Annotated in this window: 15 protein-coding genes and 2 riboswitches; of the genes, 11 read left to right on the forward strand and 4 right to left on the reverse strand. The window is 70.5% G+C overall.

Translation table 11 applies throughout. The annotated features are described in order from the left end of the window. Nucleotides 1-124 precede the first annotated feature (124 nt). The 4 genes from ACZ4VK_RS30185 (at nucleotide 125) to ACZ4VK_RS30200 (ending at nucleotide 3,398) form a co-directional block, all read left to right on the forward strand. On the forward strand, nucleotides 125-913 hold the full coding sequence (locus tag ACZ4VK_RS30185; protein WP_468358936.1) for a polysaccharide deacetylase family protein: 789 nt from the start codon (nucleotides 125-127) through the stop codon (nucleotides 911-913). After that, the gene (locus tag ACZ4VK_RS30190; RefSeq protein WP_468358939.1) at nucleotides 913-2,103 is read left to right on the forward strand and encodes a YncE family protein; all 1,191 of its coding nucleotides are present in this window, start codon (nucleotides 913-915) and stop codon (nucleotides 2,101-2,103) included. Before ACZ4VK_RS30185 ends, ACZ4VK_RS30190 begins: the two co-directional genes overlap by 1 nt. Nucleotides 2,104-2,205: 102 nt before the next feature. Next, a complete protein-coding gene (locus ACZ4VK_RS30195; protein WP_468358941.1) occupies nucleotides 2,206-2,421 on the forward strand; it encodes an EF-hand domain-containing protein in 216 nt (71 codons plus the stop codon). A gap of 68 nt (nucleotides 2,422-2,489) precedes the next feature. Next, entirely contained in the window at nucleotides 2,490-3,398 is a 909-nt protein-coding gene (locus tag ACZ4VK_RS30200; RefSeq protein ID WP_468358944.1) for a CopD family protein, read from the forward strand. 186 nt (nucleotides 3,399-3,584) lie between these two features. On the opposite strand, the gene ACZ4VK_RS30205 is transcribed toward ACZ4VK_RS30200, so the two are convergent. The 4 genes from ACZ4VK_RS30205 to gcvT all read right to left on the reverse strand — a co-directional run bounded on the left by ACZ4VK_RS30205 (nucleotide 3,585) and on the right by gcvT (nucleotide 8,002). Next, complete coding sequence (locus tag ACZ4VK_RS30205; protein ID WP_468358947.1) at nucleotides 3,585-4,955, reverse strand: L-serine ammonia-lyase; 1,371 nt, start codon at nucleotides 4,953-4,955, stop codon at nucleotides 3,585-3,587. A gap of 158 nt (nucleotides 4,956-5,113) precedes the next feature. Further along, nucleotides 5,114-6,382 carry a serine hydroxymethyltransferase gene (locus tag ACZ4VK_RS30210; RefSeq protein WP_468358950.1) on the reverse strand — a complete coding sequence of 423 codons (1,269 nt, stop codon included), beginning with the start codon at nucleotides 6,380-6,382 and terminating at the stop codon, nucleotides 5,114-5,116. A gap of 31 nt (nucleotides 6,383-6,413) precedes the next feature. Then, a complete protein-coding gene (gcvH, locus tag ACZ4VK_RS30215; protein WP_468358953.1) occupies nucleotides 6,414-6,791 on the reverse strand; it encodes a glycine cleavage system protein GcvH in 378 nt (125 codons plus the stop codon). A gap of 77 nt (nucleotides 6,792-6,868) precedes the next feature. Then, nucleotides 6,869-8,002: a glycine cleavage system aminomethyltransferase GcvT gene (gcvT, locus tag ACZ4VK_RS30220; RefSeq protein ID WP_468358956.1), complete on the reverse strand. Its 1,134-nt coding sequence runs from the start codon at nucleotides 8,000-8,002 to the stop codon at nucleotides 6,869-6,871. Nucleotides 8,003-8,061: 59 nt separating this feature from the next. Then, a riboswitch (glycine riboswitch) is annotated at nucleotides 8,062-8,173 on the reverse strand. Between the two features lies 1 nt (nucleotide 8,174). Further along, nucleotides 8,175-8,274, reverse strand: a riboswitch (glycine riboswitch). Nucleotides 8,275-8,425: 151 nt separating this feature from the next. On the opposite strand from gcvT, the gene ACZ4VK_RS30225 reads away from it, so the two are divergent. The 7 genes from ACZ4VK_RS30225 (at nucleotide 8,426) to ACZ4VK_RS30255 (ending at nucleotide 16,316) form a co-directional block, all read left to right on the forward strand. Beyond that, nucleotides 8,426-9,088, forward strand: coding sequence for an AAA family ATPase (locus ACZ4VK_RS30225; protein WP_468358959.1), 663 nt, complete (start codon nucleotides 8,426-8,428; stop codon nucleotides 9,086-9,088). 124 nt (nucleotides 9,089-9,212) lie between these two features. Next, nucleotides 9,213-9,953 carry an enhanced serine sensitivity protein SseB gene (locus ACZ4VK_RS30230; protein ID WP_468358962.1) on the forward strand — a complete coding sequence of 247 codons (741 nt, stop codon included), beginning with the start codon at nucleotides 9,213-9,215 and terminating at the stop codon, nucleotides 9,951-9,953. 74 nt (nucleotides 9,954-10,027) lie between these two features. Then, nucleotides 10,028-10,819, forward strand: coding sequence for an enhanced serine sensitivity protein SseB C-terminal domain-containing protein (locus ACZ4VK_RS30235; RefSeq protein ID WP_468358965.1), 792 nt, complete (start codon nucleotides 10,028-10,030; stop codon nucleotides 10,817-10,819). Nucleotides 10,820-11,181: 362 nt separating this feature from the next. Further along, complete coding sequence (locus ACZ4VK_RS30240; protein ID WP_468358968.1) at nucleotides 11,182-12,210, forward strand: ABC transporter permease; 1,029 nt, start codon at nucleotides 11,182-11,184, stop codon at nucleotides 12,208-12,210. 108 nt (nucleotides 12,211-12,318) lie between these two features. Beyond that, the gene (locus ACZ4VK_RS30245; RefSeq protein WP_468358970.1) at nucleotides 12,319-14,088 is read left to right on the forward strand and encodes an ABC transporter substrate-binding protein; all 1,770 of its coding nucleotides are present in this window, start codon (nucleotides 12,319-12,321) and stop codon (nucleotides 14,086-14,088) included. A gap of 114 nt (nucleotides 14,089-14,202) precedes the next feature. Next, a complete protein-coding gene (locus ACZ4VK_RS30250; protein WP_468358972.1) occupies nucleotides 14,203-15,201 on the forward strand; it encodes an ABC transporter permease in 999 nt (332 codons plus the stop codon). Further along, nucleotides 15,198-16,316 carry an ABC transporter ATP-binding protein gene (locus ACZ4VK_RS30255; RefSeq protein WP_468358974.1) on the forward strand — a complete coding sequence of 373 codons (1,119 nt, stop codon included), beginning with the start codon at nucleotides 15,198-15,200 and terminating at the stop codon, nucleotides 16,314-16,316. Before ACZ4VK_RS30250 ends, ACZ4VK_RS30255 begins: the two co-directional genes overlap by 4 nt. Nucleotides 16,317-16,321: the final 5 nt, after the last annotated feature.

Genomic DNA, 16,321 nt, shown 5'->3' on the forward strand with positions numbered 1-16,321 from the left:
GACTATGCGGTTCGTCGGTTGTTTCTGGGGCTCGTCCGCATGGTGGACATACCTCCGGGGTCCGCAAACGTCCTGAATCGGCGTAATCGTCATAAACCGGGCGCTTCCGCCTTTAAATGGTCGCGTGAAGCCGACCGACCGCCGCGGAGCCCTCCGCGCGGGAGCGGCCGCCGCCCTCGCGGGAGCCCTCGCCACCGCCTGCGGCCCGGCCCCCCGACCCGCCGCTCCCGTCCCACGGGGTCCCGCCGCGCCCACCCCACGGCGCCCCGCCCCCGCGGCCCACGTTGCCCCCGCGCCGCGGCGCCTCCCCGGACAGCCCGCCGAGATCACCCACGGTCCCCGCGACCGGCCCCGGGTCGCCCTCACCTTCCACGGCGAGGGCGACCCCGCCCTCGCCCGGACACTCCTCACGCAGGCCGAGGACGCCGGCGCCCGCGTCACCGTCCTCGCCGTCGGCAGCTGGCTCGACGCCCACCCCGGCCTGGCCCGACGGATCCTCGACGGCGGACACGACCTCGGCAACCACACCCAGCACCACAGCGACGTCAACGCCCTGACCGAAGCCGGGGCCCTCGCCGAGATCGAGGCCTGCGCCACCCGGCTGCGCCGGCTCACCGGCTCCATCGGCACCTGGTTCCGGCCCTCCCGCACCCAGCACGCCGCCCCCGCCGTCCTGCGTGCCGCCCATCGCGCCGGATACCCGCACGTCCTCTCGTACGACGTCGACTCCCTCGACCACACCTCGCCCGGCGCCGCCGCCGTCGTCCGCAACGTCACAGGCGCCGCCCGCGCCGGATCCGTCGTCAGCCTGCACTTCGGCTACCCCGGCACCGCCGCCGCCCTGCCCCTCCTCCTCACCGAACTCGACCGCCGCGGGCTCCGCGCGGTCACCACCACGGAGCTGCTGACCTGATGGCACACCCCACACGGAGACACGTCCCGAAGCGCACCCGGACCCTCCTCGCCGCCGCCGTCCTCGCCCTCCTCGCCGCCTGCGGAACCGGAGACCCGGGTGACGGAGCCGCCGCCGCGAAGAAGGCCGCGCCCGTGAAGAAGGCACCCGCCGCCCCCGCCGGACTCCCCGGGATGCCGCCGGTCCTCGACCCGAAGGACGTCTACGCCGCCGACCGGCCCGGCCGGCTCTCCCCGGTCGTCAAGGACTTCCCCTCCCGCGTCTACGTCCCGAACACCAACTCCAACACCGTCTCCGTCATCGACCCGGCCACCTACCAGGTCATCGAGACGATCCCCGTCGGCATCCAGCCCCAGCACGTCGTGCCCTCCTGGGACATGAAGACGCTCTGGGTCAACAACAACCGGGGCCACACCCTCACGCCCATCGACCCCGCCACCGGTGTCGCCGGCAAGCCCGTCGAGGTCCACGACCCGTACAACCTCTACTTCACGCCCAACGGCAAGTACGCCATCGTGATGGCCTCGCTCGACCGCGAACTCGTCTTCCGCGACCCGCACACCATGGAACGGAAGAAGACCGTCCCGGTCAGCTGCTACGGCGTCAACCACGCCGACTTCTCCGCCGACGGACGGTACTTCGTCGTCTCCTGCGAGTTCTCCGGCGAACTGCTCAAGGTCGACACGGAGAAGATGGAGGTCATCGGCCAGCAGAAACTGCCCTTCGAGGGCGCCATGCCGCAGGACGTGAAGATCTCCCCCGACGGCAGGACCTTCTACGTCGCCGACATGATGGCCCACGGCATGTGGGTCCTGGACGGCGAGAAGTTCACCACGCCCCAGCTCCTCCCCACCGGCAAGGGCTGCCACGGGCTCTACATCAGCCGGGACTCGCGCGAGATGTACGTGCCCAACCGCGGCGAGGGCTCGATCTCCGTCTTCGACTTCGCCAAGGACAGGCTCACCAAGAAGTGGTGGCTCCCGGACGGCGGCTCCCCCGACATGGGAGGCGTCTCCGCCGACGGCAAGGTCCTGTGGCTCTCCGGCCGCTACGATTCCGAGGTCTACGCCATCGACACCACCACCGGAAAGCAGCTCGCCCGCATCCCGGTCGGCGGCGGTCCCCACGGCCTCGCGGTGTACCCCCAGCCGGGCCGCTACTCCCTGGGCCACACGGGCATCTTCCGGTAGCTCGGTGGGCCACGAGCAGCGCCGGGTGGCCCCGCTCATCAGGCACCGCCGGGCCAGCTAATCTGACCACCGTCAGAGAAGCACCAAGAAGGGGCGGAAGCAGTGGCGGACATCGAGTCGGCACGCACGGCATTCAACCGGTACGACGTGGACGGGGACGGCTTCATCACCGCCGCGGAGTACAAGAGCGTCATGGCGCAGCTGGGCGACTTCAACGTCACCGAGACGGTGGCCGAGGTCCTCATCAAGCAGCGCGACGCCAACGGCGACGGCGTTCTGTCCTGGGACGAGTTCTGGGCGCACCTCAGCAAGGCCTGACCCGCGGCCCGGGCGGGGCCGGGCAACCCTGAGTTGCCGCCCGCCCGGGGCTCGGTGACGATCGTCCGGTGACGCTTCCCGGACCCCTAGGTACCCCGAGCCGTCTGACAGCGGCGGTCCTCGCCGTTGTCGCCGTCCTCGTCGTCGCCCTGCTGGGCGGTGGCATAGCCCAGACGGGCACGGGCGAGCTCCGGATACCCGCCGCCGGCACCACCACGCTGCTGCGGCTCCTCGTCCTCACCGGTCTGGCCGTACACGTCGGTGAACTCGCCGGCAGCCGGCTCGCCGGCCCGGGGTTACGGCCCCGCGCCTGGTCCGCACCCGCCGCCCTCCTCGCCGCGGCCGCGTCGGCCGGGCTCCTGATGCTCTTCACCGCCGTCAGCGGACTGAGCCCGACCGTCGTCTACGGACTGCGTGAGGGCCGTCTCCTGCTGGTCACGGCCAATGCCTTCGTCCTGGCCGCCCTCTGCGCCGCCTCCCGGCGCCCCGCGCTCGCCGTCCTGCCGCTCGCCGTCGCCGTCGGCGCCGAGGCGATGCGCGCCCACCCCGAGACGCACCAGCCCCTCCTCGGGGCCGGCCTCACCCTCGTCCACCTCACCGCCGCCTCCCTCTGGGCCGGCACCCTCCTGTACGTGCTCCGCACCATGAGGCTGCGCGGCGGCGGGCGGGACGTCCTCGTCCGGTACGCCCGGATGGCCGCGTGGGTGTACGCCGCCCTCGCGGTGACCGGCACCGTCTCGACCCTGCGCAAGCTGCCCCTGGACGCCGTCCTGAGCACCGGTTACGGCAGGGTGCTGCTCGTGAAGCTGGTGCTGTTCGGCGGGGCGAGCCTGCTGGCGCTCGCCGCCCGGGGGCGGATGCTCTCCGGCGGGAACGCCCAGGCACCCGCGCGCGTGGAGGTGTCCGTACTCGCGGCGATCATGGTCGTATCGGCGCTCCTGACCGTGGTGCCGGACCCGGGCGGCCTCGGGCCCTGACCACCGGCCGGGCGACCGTGCCGCCCTCCGGCCCTTTGGCCGGAACGCATGGGTCCATTCGGAGTGCGAGACGGGCCGGAGCGTGGTGCCGGCCCTGGCGTGACGCATGGACGCCGGAACTCCGAAAGGGGCCCGTGTCGGGCGGCGCGCGCCGCCCGACACGGGCCCCTCACGTGAACAACCGATTCAGCACTCGATGATGTTCACCGCGAGCCCGCCCCGCGCGGTCTCCTTGTACTTGACGCTCATGTCCGCGCCGGTCTCCTTCATGGTCTTGATGACCTTGTCGAGGGAGACCAGGTGGCTGCCGTCGCCGCGCATCGACATCTTCGCCGCCGTGACGGCCTTGACCGCCGCCATGCCGTTGCGCTCGATGCACGGGATCTGGACCAGGCCGCCGACCGGGTCGCAGGTCAGGCCCAGGTTGTGCTCCATGCCGATCTCGGCCGCGTTCTCCACCTGCTCGGGGCTGCCGCCGAGGACCTCGGCGAGCGCGCCCGCCGCCATCGAGCAGGCCGAGCCGACCTCGCCCTGGCAGCCGACCTCGGCGCCGGAGATGGAGGCGTTCTCCTTGAAGAGCATGCCGACCGCGCCGGCGGCGAGCAGGAAGCGGACGACGCCGTCGTCGTCGGCGCCGGGCACGAAGTTCATGTAGTAGTGCAGGACCGCGGGGATGATGCCGGCCGCGCCGTTCGTCGGAGCGGTGACCACCCGGCCGCCCGCAGCGTTCTCCTCGTTCACGGCCATCGCGTAGAGGGTGATCCACTCCATCGAGTGCGCCGCCGGGTTGCCCTCGGAGCGCAGCTTGCGGGCGGAGTTCGCGGCGCGGCGGCGCACCTTGAGACCGCCCGGCAGGATGCCCTCGCGGGACATGCCGCGCGAGACGCAGGACTGCATGACCCGCCAGATCTCCAGGAGGCCCGCGCGGATCTCGTCCTCGGTGCGCCAGGCCTTCTCGTTCTCCAGCATCAGCGCGGAGATCGAGAGACCGGTCTCCTTGGCGAGACGGAGCAGCTCGTCACCGGTGCGGAAGGGGTACTTCAGGACGGTGTCGTCGGGGACGATCGGGTTCTCGCCCGCGACGGCGTCCTCGTCGACGACGAAGCCGCCGCCCACCGAGTAGTACGTCTTCTCCAGGACGAGGCCGCCCTCCGCGTCGTACGCGAAGATCGTCATCCCGTTGGCGTGGTACGGGAGCGCCTTGCGCCGGTGCAGGATCAGGTCGGCGTCGAAGTCGAAGGGGATCTCGTGCGCGCCGAGGAGGTTGAGCCGGCCGCTCGACTTGATCCGCTCGACCTCGTCGTCGGCGGTCTCCACGTTCACCGTGCGGGGCGAGCTGCCCTCCAGGCCGAGGAGGACCGCCTTCGGGGTGCCGTGGCCGTGGCCGGTGGCGCCGAGCGAGCCGTACAGCTCCGCCCGTACCTTCGCGGTGCCGGCGAGCAGGCCCTCGTTCTTCAGCCGGCGGGCGAACATCCGGGCCGCGCGCATCGGTCCCACCGTGTGGGAGCTGGACGGGCCGATGCCGATCGAGAACAGGTCGAAGACCGAGATGGCCACGGGGGGACTCCTTGTGGGGGCTAGACGCCGTTGTCTGCCGGGGTGGTGCAGAACGGAGCGGGAAGATCAGGAACGGGCGCGACATGGGGTGGGGCACCGCGCTCACCTTTCAGTGTGCGCGATGCCCCAAACGTCCGTACGAACAAAAGGGTACGAAACTACTTCAGGCCGGGGTACAGCGGGTGCTTGTCGGCGAGCGCCGTCACCCGGGCCTTCAGCGAGGCGGCCTTCTCGGCGTCGAAGCCGGGCTTCAGGGTCTCCGCGATGATGTCGCCGACCTCGGTGAAGTCCTCGGCCTGGAAGCCGCGGGTCGCGAGCGCCGGCGTACCGATGCGCAGACCCGAGGTGACCATCGGCGGGCGCGGGTCGTTCGGAACGGCGTTCCGGTTGACCGTGATGCCGACCTCGTGGAGACGGTCCTCGGCCTGCTGGCCGTCCAGCTCGCTGTCGCGCAGGTCGACGAGGAGCAGGTGGACGTCGGTGCCGCCGGACAGGACGGAGACACCGTGGGCGGTGACGTCGTCCTGGACCAGGCGCTCGGCGATGATGCGGGCGCCGTCCAGGGTGCGCTGCTGGCGCTCCTTGAACTCCTCCGAGGCCGCGACCTTGAAGGAGACGGCCTTGGCCGCGATCACGTGCTCCAGCGGGCCGCCCTGGAAACCGGGGAAGACCGAGGAGTTCAGCTTCTTGGCGAACGCCTTCTTCGCCAGGATGATGCCGCCGCGGGGGCCGCCGAGCGTCTTGTGCGTGGTGGAGGTCACCACGTCCGCGTACTCGACCGGGTTCGGGTGCAGACCGGCGGCGACCAGGCCCGCGAAGTGGGCCATGTCGACCCACAGGTAGGCCTCGACCTCGTCGGCGATCCGGCGGAACTCGGCGAAGTCCAGCTGGCGCGGGTAGGCGGACCAGCCCGCGATGATCACCTTGGGGCGGTGCTCCTTGGCGAGGCGCTCGACCTCGGCCATGTCGACGAGACCGGCGTCGTCCACGTGGTACGCGACCACGTTGAACTGCTTGCCCGAGAAGTTCAGGCGCATGCCGTGGGTGAGGTGACCGCCGTGCGCCAGGTCGAGACCCAGGATCGTGTCGCCGGGCTGGGCGATGGCGAAGAGGGCGGCCTGGTTCGCGGAGGCGCCGGAGTGCGGCTGGACGTTGGCGTACTCGGCGCCGAACAGGTCCTTGATCCGGTCGATCGCGATCTGCTCGGCGACGTCGACGTGCTCGCAGCCGCCGTAGTAGCGGCGGCCGGGGTAGCCCTCGGCGTACTTGTTGGTGAGGACGGAGCCCTGCGCCTCCATGACGGCGACCGGAGCGAAGTTCTCCGAGGCGATCATCTCGAGGGTGGACTGCTGACGGCGGAGCTCGGCGTCGACGGCGGCGGCGACGTCCGGGTCCAGCTCGTGGAGGGGAGTGTTCAGAAGCGACATGAATCGATCCCTAAGGGTCTCGGGCCCGGTCTCAGCCGGCGGAGAACGCGGTGTACTCGTCGGCGGTGAGCAGCTCTTCCGGCTCGCCCGTGACGCGCACCTTGAACAGCCAGCCACCCGCGAACGGAGCCGTGTTCACCAGCGACGGGTCGTCCACCACGTCCTGGTTGGCGGCGACGACCTCACCCGTGACCGGGGAGTACAGGTCGCTCACCGACTTCGTCGACTCCAGCTCACCGCAGGTCTCGCCCGCGGTGACGGTGTCGCCGACGGCCGGGAGCTGGGCGTAGACGACGTCACCGAGCGCGTTGGCGGCGAACTCCGTGATGCCGACGGTCGAGACGCCCTCCTCGGCGTCCGACAGCCACTCGTGCTCCTTGGTGTACCGCAGCTGCTGGGGGTTGCTCATGACCTGATTCTCCTGGATCGGGGGAGTGCTGATGAACGTGGGTCTCGCGGGATGAGACCCGGGATGAGACGACTGCGTCACTTCTGGCGCTTGTAGAACGGGAGCGCCACGACCTCGTACGGCTCGTGGGTGCCGCGGATGTCCACACCTACACCCTGGGTGCCGGGCTCGGCGTGCGCCGCGTCCACGTACGCCATCGCGATCGGCTTTCCGAGCGTCGGCGACGGCGCGCCCGACGTGACCTCGCCGATGACCTCGCCGTCCTTGACGACGGAGAAGCCCGCGCGGGGGACCCGGCGGCCCTCGGCGACCAGGCCGACGAGCTTGCGCGGCGGGTTGGTCGCCGCGCGCTCGGCGGCGGCCTCCAGCGCCTTGCGGCCGACGAAGTCGCCGCCGTTGGTCGTCTTCTCGAACTTCACGACCCGGCCGAGGCCGGCGTCGAAGGGGGTGAGGGCGGTGGTCAGCTCGTGGCCGTAGAGCGGCATGCCGGCCTCCAGGCGGAGGGTGTCACGGCAGGACAGACCACAGGGGATGAGGCCGACGCCCTCGCCCGCCTCGGTGAGCGCCTTCCACACGCCCTCGGCGTGCTCGGGCTTCAGGAACAGCTCGAAGCCGTCCTCGCCGGTGTAGCCGGTACGGGCGATCAGCGCGGGCACGCCCGCGACCGTGCCGGGCAGGCCGGCGTAGTACTTCAGACCGTCCAGGTCGGCGTCGGTGATCGACTTCAGGATGCCGGGGGACTCCGGGCCCTGGACGGCGATGAGGGCGTACGCGTCGCGGTCGTCGCGGACCTCGGCGTCGAAACCCCCATGAGCCGCGGAGCGGGCCACCAGGGCGTCCAGGACGATCTGCGCGTTGGAGGCGTTGGCGACGACCATGTACTCCGTCTCGCCGAGGCGGTAGACGATCAGGTCGTCGAGGATGCCGCCGTCCTCCTGGCAGATCATCGTGTAACGGGCGCGGCCGTTGCCCACCGTGGAGATGTTGCCGACGAGGGCGAAGTCGAGCAGGTCGACGGCCTGCGGGCCCGTCACCGTGATCTCGCCCATGTGGGAGAGGTCGAAGAGGCCGGCGGCCGTGCGGACGGCGTTGTGCTCGTCGCGCTCGCTGGCGTAGCGGAGCGGCATGTCCCAGCCCGCGAAGTCGGTCATGGTCGCGCCCAGCGAGCGGTGCAGGGCGTCGAGGGCGGTCAGACGGGGGGCAGTGCTCATGGGGTGGCTCCCGGGTCCCAAGGGCGTGATCGGTGACGAAACACATGACGGCGAGGACGTCCTCCCCATCTGTCATGGAACCTGAGAGGTTCACCGAGAGCATCTCGTCACCGAGAGATCGGCTTGCACCTTGGGTGGGGACACGGCAGGGTGTCCCGCTTTTCAGATCTGCCTCATCCGCGCGGTACGGGGCCTGAGAGATTCAAGGGAGGGTCTTGCTCCTTCGGCGTCCGGACACGCGGTGCGGTCCGGAACTCTCCCGCGCGGATTCGAGCGGCCGGTATGCGATTGTGTGGCGACTGTGCGCGCCTGGCGGGCACATCATTGCACGCGAGCTCGGCGGGGCATATCGCTTGTGTCCCATTACCGTTTCTTTACACTTTGTGGGCAAGGGTCTCCCAAGGCCCGGCAGGGGGAGAAGCGATGAGGATCCAGCACAGCGGCGCGTGCGCGCCGAGTACCGGCATACCGTCACAGCGCGCCCGCGCCAGGACCCGCGGCCGCGGCCGTCTCCTGCGCGACCTGCGCGAGCGCGGCGGCCGGGCCCCCCGCGCCCTCACCTTCGCGGCCGGCGACCTCGTGGTCGTCTCCGGGCTCCCCGGCAGCGGCAAGTCGACCCTCATGAAGCGCGCCGCCGAGGGCACCGGCATCGACTCCCAGGACGCCCGCGAGCGCTGGGAGGCCCGGATGCCCCCCTTCCTGCCGTACGCCGTCTACCGCCCCCTGGTCCGGCTCGCGCACTACGCGGGACTGCGCCGCGCCCTGCGCTCCGGCGCCGGAGTGGTCGTGCACGACTGCGGCACCCAGTCCTGGGTGCGCGGCTGGCTTGCCCGCGAGGCCCGCCGCCGCGGCCGGTCCCTCCACCTGCTCCTCCTCGATGTCTCCCCCGACACCGCACGCGAGGGCCAGCGCGCCCGCGGCCGGGGCGTCTCCGCCTACGCCTTCGCCCGGCACCGGCGGGCCGTCGGCAGGCTCGTCGAGGCCGCCGAGTCCGGGCGCCTCCCGCACGGCTGCGCCTCGGCCACCCTGCTCGACCGGGACGCGGCGGACGCCCTGCGGAAGATCGGCTTCCGGGAGACCGGCTGACGGACCCCCCGGCCCCGGTGCGCTTTCGTTCCGTACCCTTTGGGCCACGACGCCCCCGGGGCGGCGTTAGGGTGCTGCCGGGGCGGCCGGTGCGGCAGGCCGTGCGAGAAGGGGAAACGGGACCGTGGACGTGACGTGGCCGGGTAATGAGCTGGAAGAGGTCCTTGCCGCATCCCTCGGCAATCCCGCGGCCGGCGGCCGCCTTGTCGAGGTGCTCGGCCGCAGCCCGATCTGGGTGCCCCTGCCCAACGGCGGCGGACCCGACAGCCCCGACCTCGACCTCCCCACCATGGAGCTCGACGGCGCGGCCTACGTCCCCGTCTTCAGCTCCGAGCAGCAGTTCCTCGCCTGTGTCGGCGGTCACATGTCCTTCACCGTCGCTCCCGCCCGCGACTTCGCCCGCGGCCTGCCCCCGCAGCTCGGCATCGCCGTGAACCCCGGCGGCACCGTCGGTGTCCCGCTGCCCCCGCCGGCCGTCGCCGAGCTCTGCCGCGTCGGCCGCACCCCGCTCGACGGCCCCGCCACCGGCGGCCGCGTCCGCCTCTTCGAGCCCGACTGGCAGGACGATCCCGTCGACTTCCTCGCCGCCGCCTCCGCCGAGTTCGAGGCCACCGGCGTCGTGATCACCGCCCGCCGTGCCCTCGCCAGCGTCGAGGGCACCGAACCCGCCCTCTTCATCGGCGTCCAGCTCGCCGCCTGGGACGGCGTCGACCGCAACGCGCCCCTGGACGCCCTGGGCCGCGCCCTCGGCCGGGTCGAGGTCGCCTGGCCCGTCAACCTGATCCTGCTCGACATGGCCCAGGACCCGGTCGGCGACTGGATGCTGGAGCGGGTACGCCCCTTCTACCAGCGCGCCGCCGTGTGACCGGCCCCCTGCTTAAGCTGAACTGAATCGGTAGCTGGACGAACGTGGTGAACGGAAGAGGGGCGGGACCCAGGGTGAGCGCGTCAGGCACCGCTGCGCCAGGACAGGTCGAGCACATGCTGCGCCAGGTGGCACCCGGACGCTACGACGCGTACGAGCAGCTCCTGCACGCCCTCGCCGACGGCGAGCTCTGGATGCTGCTCTGGGACGGCGCTCCCGGCTCGTCCGACGCCCAGTACGGGAACATGGAGGTCGACGGCTTCGGCTACGCGCCCTGCGTCACCTCCGCCCAGGAACTCTCCGCCTCCGGCTGGAACCGCGCCCACGAGCTCGTCACCGGCCGGGAGATCGCCCGGGCCCTCTACCCCGACCGCTGGGGCGTCTGGCTGAACCCGCACGCCCCCGGCGGCGGCGTCGGCATCCCCTGGGCCGATCTGCGGCGGATCGCCACCGGCCTCGACCGGATGCCCGCGGGGCCGCTGCGGGTCACCGAGCCCACCCTGGAGATCCCGCAGTTCTACGCCCTGCTGACGCAGAACGCGCACCGCACCCCCGCCGTCCGGGCGCTGCGCCGCGGCTGGGTGCAGCCCGCGCTCGGCACCCCGTACCTCGTCATCGGTCTCGATCTGTACGACACCTCCGCGGCGGCCGTCGACACGGTCCGCGCGATGATGCGCCAGTCGATCGGCGCCGTCCCCGACGGCCTGCCCGTCTCGACGGTCGCCCTCTCCGACGCGTACGACCCGGTGGCGCTCTGGCTGCGGGCGAACGGACGGCCCTTCTACGACCGTGAGGCGCACGCCGGCCGCGGCTCCGCGCCCGTCCCCGGATACGGCTACCCGCCCCCGATGCCGTCCGGATACTGAGACGCCACCCTTCTCGGATCGCACCCCACCGGCCTCCGGAGTTCGCTCCGGAGGCCGTCGTTCGCCCTGATTAACCACCCCGAACGCCTAGTTGCGCGACATGTCCGATTGAGGGGAAGAGGCCCCGAGATGGTCCGCTCACGTGATCACGACGTCCGGATAACGGAAGTCGCAGCACCGCATCACGTTTGAGCAAACATTCCCCGTCAGGGCTGGCGGGTGATCACAAACGCATTGAAGACTCCCCGGAACACCGGGCGTTCGGCTCCTTTCGAGCAGGTGCCCAGCAGGTTGTTCCACCGAGCCGCTACCCGCGGCGGGCAAGGGCCGGCTACCGGCGGCCGAGAGGGGTCCTCACCACGATGACGGCACCACTGCGTAAGACGAGTGCGGGCGAGTCGACCGCCACCGTCGACGCCACGCCCGACGCACCCGGCACCCCGGACACCTCCGGCGCCTCCGGCAAGGCGATCGAGGGCCGCTCGCCCTGGAAGATCGCCTGGACCCGCCTCAAGCGCGACAAGCTGGCCCTCGCGGGCGCCTTCGTCGTTCTCTTCCTCGTCCTGGTCGCGGTCTTCGCGCCGGTCATCGTCGGCCTCCTCGGCCACCCGCCGGACGAGTTCCACGAGGACCAGATCGACCCGCTCTTCGGCACCCCGATCGGTTCCTGGGGCGGCGTCAGCTCCGAGTTCCTCTTCGGCGTCGAGCCCGTCAACGGCCGCGACGTCTTCAGCCGCATCGTCTACGGCACCCGGATCTCGCTGCTCGTCGCCGTCGCGGCGGCGGCCTTCGCCGTCGTCCTCGGCACCGTCCTCGGCATCGTCGCGGGCTACTTCGGCGGCTGGATCGACGCGGCCCTCAGCCGGGTCATGGACGTCATGCTCGCCTTCCCCCAGCTGCTCTTCACGATCGCCCTGGTCTCCGTCCTGCCGAACTCGCTCCTCGGCCTCGACGGCTCGGGCGTCCGCATCGCCGCCCTGATCGTGGTCATCGGCTTCTTCGGCTGGCCGTACGTGGGCCGCATCGTCCGCGGTCAGACGCTCTCGCTGCGCAACCGCGAGTACGTCGAGGCCGCCCAGAGCCTGGGCGCCGGCCGGCTCTACATCCTGCGCCGCGAGCTGCTGCCCAACCTGATCGCCCCGATCACGGTCTACGCGACGCTCATGATCCCCACCAACATCCTCACCGAAGCGGCCCTCAGCTTCCTCGGCGCGGGCGTGAAGCCCCCCACCGCTTCCTGGGGGCAGATGCTGTCGACGGCCATCACCACGTACGAGGCGGACCCGCTCTTCATGGTGATCCCCGGCCTCGCGATCTTCATCACCGTTCTGGCGTTCAACCTCTTCGGCGACGGCGTGCGTGACGCGCTCGACCCGAAGGGCTCCCGCTGACCGTTCGCCGACGACACGCAAGACCCGCCCCTGCCGCTGGCGACAGGAGGCTCAACCCAATCGGCGGACCGCCGTATCGGCCGCCACTACCCGGAGGTTGCGAGACCCATGAGTCTGATGAGCTCTCAGAGGCGCAGAATCGCCGCAGGCGCGCTGCTCGCGGCGGCCACGATGGTCGTCACCACCGCCTGCGGCGGCGGCACCGGCAACGACGGTGAGAAGAGCAAGGGCGCCGCGGCCGGCTTCAACGCCGCGGTGAACAAGGTCGCCAACCCCTCCGACAAGAAGGGTGGCGAGCTGAAGTTCATCGGCTCGCAGGAGGCCGACTCGTGGGACCCGCAGCGCGGCTACTACGGCTTCGTGTGGGACTTCGCCCGCTACTACACCCGCCAGCTGGTCACCTTCAAGGCCGAGCCGGGCGCCGCCTCCACCGAGCTCGTCCCGGACCTCGCCACCGACGCCGGCAAGGTCTCGGCCGACGGCCTCACCTACACCTTCACGCTGAAGGACGGGGTGACCTGGGAGGACGGCAAGCCGATCACCTCCAAGGACATCAAGTACGGCATCGAGCGCATCTGGGCCCAGGACGTCATCTCCGGCGGCCCGATCTACCTCCAGCAGGTCCTCGACCCCAAGGGCGAGTACAAGGGTCCCTACAAGGACACCTCCGCGGACAAGCTCGGCCTGAAGGCGATCGAGACCCCGGACGACAAGACCATCATCTTCAAGCTGCCGGTCGCCAACGGTGACTTCCTGCAGATGCTGGCCATGCCCGCCGCCTCCCCGGTCCGCCAGGACAAGGACACCAAGGCCAAGTACGGCTTGAACCCCTTCTCCTCCGGCCCGTACAAGTGGGAGTCGTACACGCCGAACAAGTCCATCAAGCTCGTCCGCAACGACAAGTGGGACGCGAAGACGGACACCATCCGCAAGGCGCTCCCGGACAAGATCAGCGTCACGTTCACCACGAACGCCGACGACATGGACAACCGTCTGATCGAGGGCGAGTACGACCTCGACATCAACGCCACGGGCATCGGCTCCGCCGCCCGCCAGAAGGCGCTCCAGCAGCACAAGGGCAACGTCGACAACCCGCAGACGGGCTTCATCCGCTACGCGGTCTTCCCGCAGACGGTCATCCCCAACGTCGAGTGCCGCAAGGCCATCATCTACGCGGCCGACTCGAAGTCCCTCCAGACCGCCCGTGGCGGCCCGCAGGCCGGTGGCGACATCGCCTCCAACATGCTGCCGCCGGCGATCAAGGGCGCCGACCCGAAGGCCGACCCGTACGGCAAGCTCGCCGGCGCGCCGGACCTCGCCAAGGCGAAGGAAGCGCTGAAGAAGTGCGGTAAGCCGAACGGCTTCAAGACCACCATCGCGGTCCGCAACAACAAGAAGATCGAGATCGCGACCGCCGAGTCCCTCCAGCAGTCGCTGAAGGCCGTCGGCATCGACGCCCAGATCGACCAGTTCGACGGCGCCCAGACCTCCGGCATCATCGGTTCGCCGAAGGTCGTCAAGGACAAGGGCTACGGCATCATCATCATGGGCTGGGGCGCCGACTTCCCGACCGGCCAGGGCTTCCTGCAGCCGCTCGTCGACGGCCGCTTCATCCTGCAGAGCGGCAACAACAACTTCTCCGAGCTGAACGACAAGTCCATCAACGGCCTGTTCGACCAGGCGCTGAAGGAGACCGACCCGGAGAAGGCCGGCGAGCTCTACAAGCAGATCAACACGAAGGTCTCGGAGGCCGCGGTCTACCTGCCCTTCACCCACGAGAAGAACATCATCTGGCGCAGCTCCCGGCTGACCAACGTCTACACGGCCGACGCGTACAACGGCCGTTACGACTACGCGTCGCTCGGCGTCGTCAAGTAATCCGACCCGCTCCACCGGCGCACCACCCGCCGCCAGGTCCGAAGGGCAGGTGATGGCCGAGGGCGGCGGCCGGGGGACCCGATCGGGTCCCCCGGCCGCCGACCGGCCGACCGCATGCTTGCATACATAGTCCGACGGCTCTTCGCAGTCGTCGCGATGCTGCTCGTCGTCACCCTGGTGACGCTCAGCATCTTCTTCCTCATCCCCAAGATGACCGGCAGCGACCCTGCCGCGATGTTCGTCGGCAAGCAGGCGGATCCGGCTTCCATCGAGGCCGTCCGGCAGAAGCTGGGTCTGGACGAGCCGATCCTGGTGCAGTTCTGGCACTTCGTCTCCGGCATCTTCGTCGGCCGCGACTACACGGGCGGTGGCGACACCATCCACTGTGCCGCGCCGTGCTTCGGCTACTCGTTCCGCACCGAGCAGGACGTCTGGTCGATGCTGGTCGACGCCTTCCCGGTGACGCTGTCCATGGTGCTCGGCGCGGCCGTCCTCTGGCTGGTCCTCGGCGTGTCCACGGGTGTCGTCTCCGCGCTCAAGCGGGGCACGATCATCGACCGCGCGGCCATGATCACCGCGCTCGCCGGCGTCTCGCTGCCCATCTTCTTCACCGCCATGCTGGCGATGCTGGTCTTCCGTACGCAGCTGGGCTGGGTCAACGCCTCGTACACGCCGATCACCGAGTCCTTCGGTGGCTGGTTCGGCGGCCTGCTCCTGCCCTGGGTGACCCTCGCCTTCCTGTACGCCGCGATGTACGCGCGGCTCACCCGCGCCACCATGCTGGAGGTCCTGGGCGAGGACTACATCCGCACCGCACGGGCCAAGGGCCTCCCGGAGCCCGTCGTGCTCGGCAAGCACGCCATGCGCTCCACCATGACCCCCATCCTGACCATCTTCGGCATGGACCTCGGCGCCCTCGTCGGCGGCGCGATCCTGACCGAGACCGCGTTCAGCCTCCACGGCCTCGGCGGCCTCGCCATCAAGGGCGTGAGCGAGCGTGACCTGCCCCTGATCCTGGCCGTCACCCTCATCACCGCCGCCTGCGTCGTCATCGCGAACCTCGTGGTGGACCTTCTGTACGCGGTGATCGACCCCCGAGTGAGGCTCGCATGACGGACAAGCTGACGAAGACCGGCGCGGCGGTGGGAGAACCCGTCGCCACCGGGAAGTCGGCGGGGAGGTCCGCCCCCTCCGACGCCTTCCTCGACGTGCGCGACCTGAAGATCCACTTCCCGACCGACGACGGTCTGGTCAAGTCGGTCGACGGTCTCAGCTTCCAGCTGGAGAAGGGCAGGACCCTCGGCATCGTGGGCGAGTCCGGCTCCGGCAAGTCGGTCACCTCGCTCGGCATCATGGGCCTGCACACGGTCGGCCAGTACGGCCGGCAGAAGGCCCGTATCTCCGGTGAGATCTGGCTGAACGGGCGCGAGCTGCTCACCGCCGACCCGGACGAGGTCCGGCGGATGCGCGGCCGCGACATGGCGATGATCTTCCAGGACCCGCTGTCCGCGATGCACCCGTACTACACGGTCGGCCACCAGATCGTGGAGGCGTACCGCGTCCACAACGACGTCGACAAGAAGACCGCGCGCAAGCGGGCCGTCGAACTCCTCGACCGGGTCGGCATCCCCGAGCCGGCCAAGCGGTTCGACAACTACCCGCACGAGTTCTCCGGCGGCATGCGCCAGCGCGCCATGATCGCCATGTCACTCGTCAACAACCCGGCGCTGCTCATCGCCGACGAGCCGACCACCGCGCTCGACGTCACCGTGCAGGCCCAGATCCTGGACCTGATGCGGGACCTCCAGAAGGAGTTCGGCTCCGCGGTCGTCATCATCACCCACGACCTCGGCGTCGTCGCCGAGCTCGCCGACGACATCCTCGTCATGTACGGCGGACGCTGTGTCGAACGCGGACCGGCCGAGTCCGTCTTCTACGAGCCGCAGCACCCCTACACCTGGGGCCTGCTCGGCTCGATGCCGAGGATCGACCGCGAGCAGACCGAGCGGCTCATCCCGGTCAAGGGCAACCCGCCCAGCCTCATCAACATCCCGAGCGGCTGCGCCTTCAACCCCCGCTGCCCGTACGCGGACGTCCCCAAGGGCGGCATCACGCGCACCCAGCGGCCGGAGCTCGCGCCGGCCGGGGACCGCCACTTCTCGGCGTGCCACATGCCGCAGGAGGAGCGGACCCGCATCTGGACCGAAGAGATTGCGCCGAAACTGTGAGCGAC

It is taken from the genome of Streptomyces sp. NPDC028711 (genome assembly GCF_055565415.1).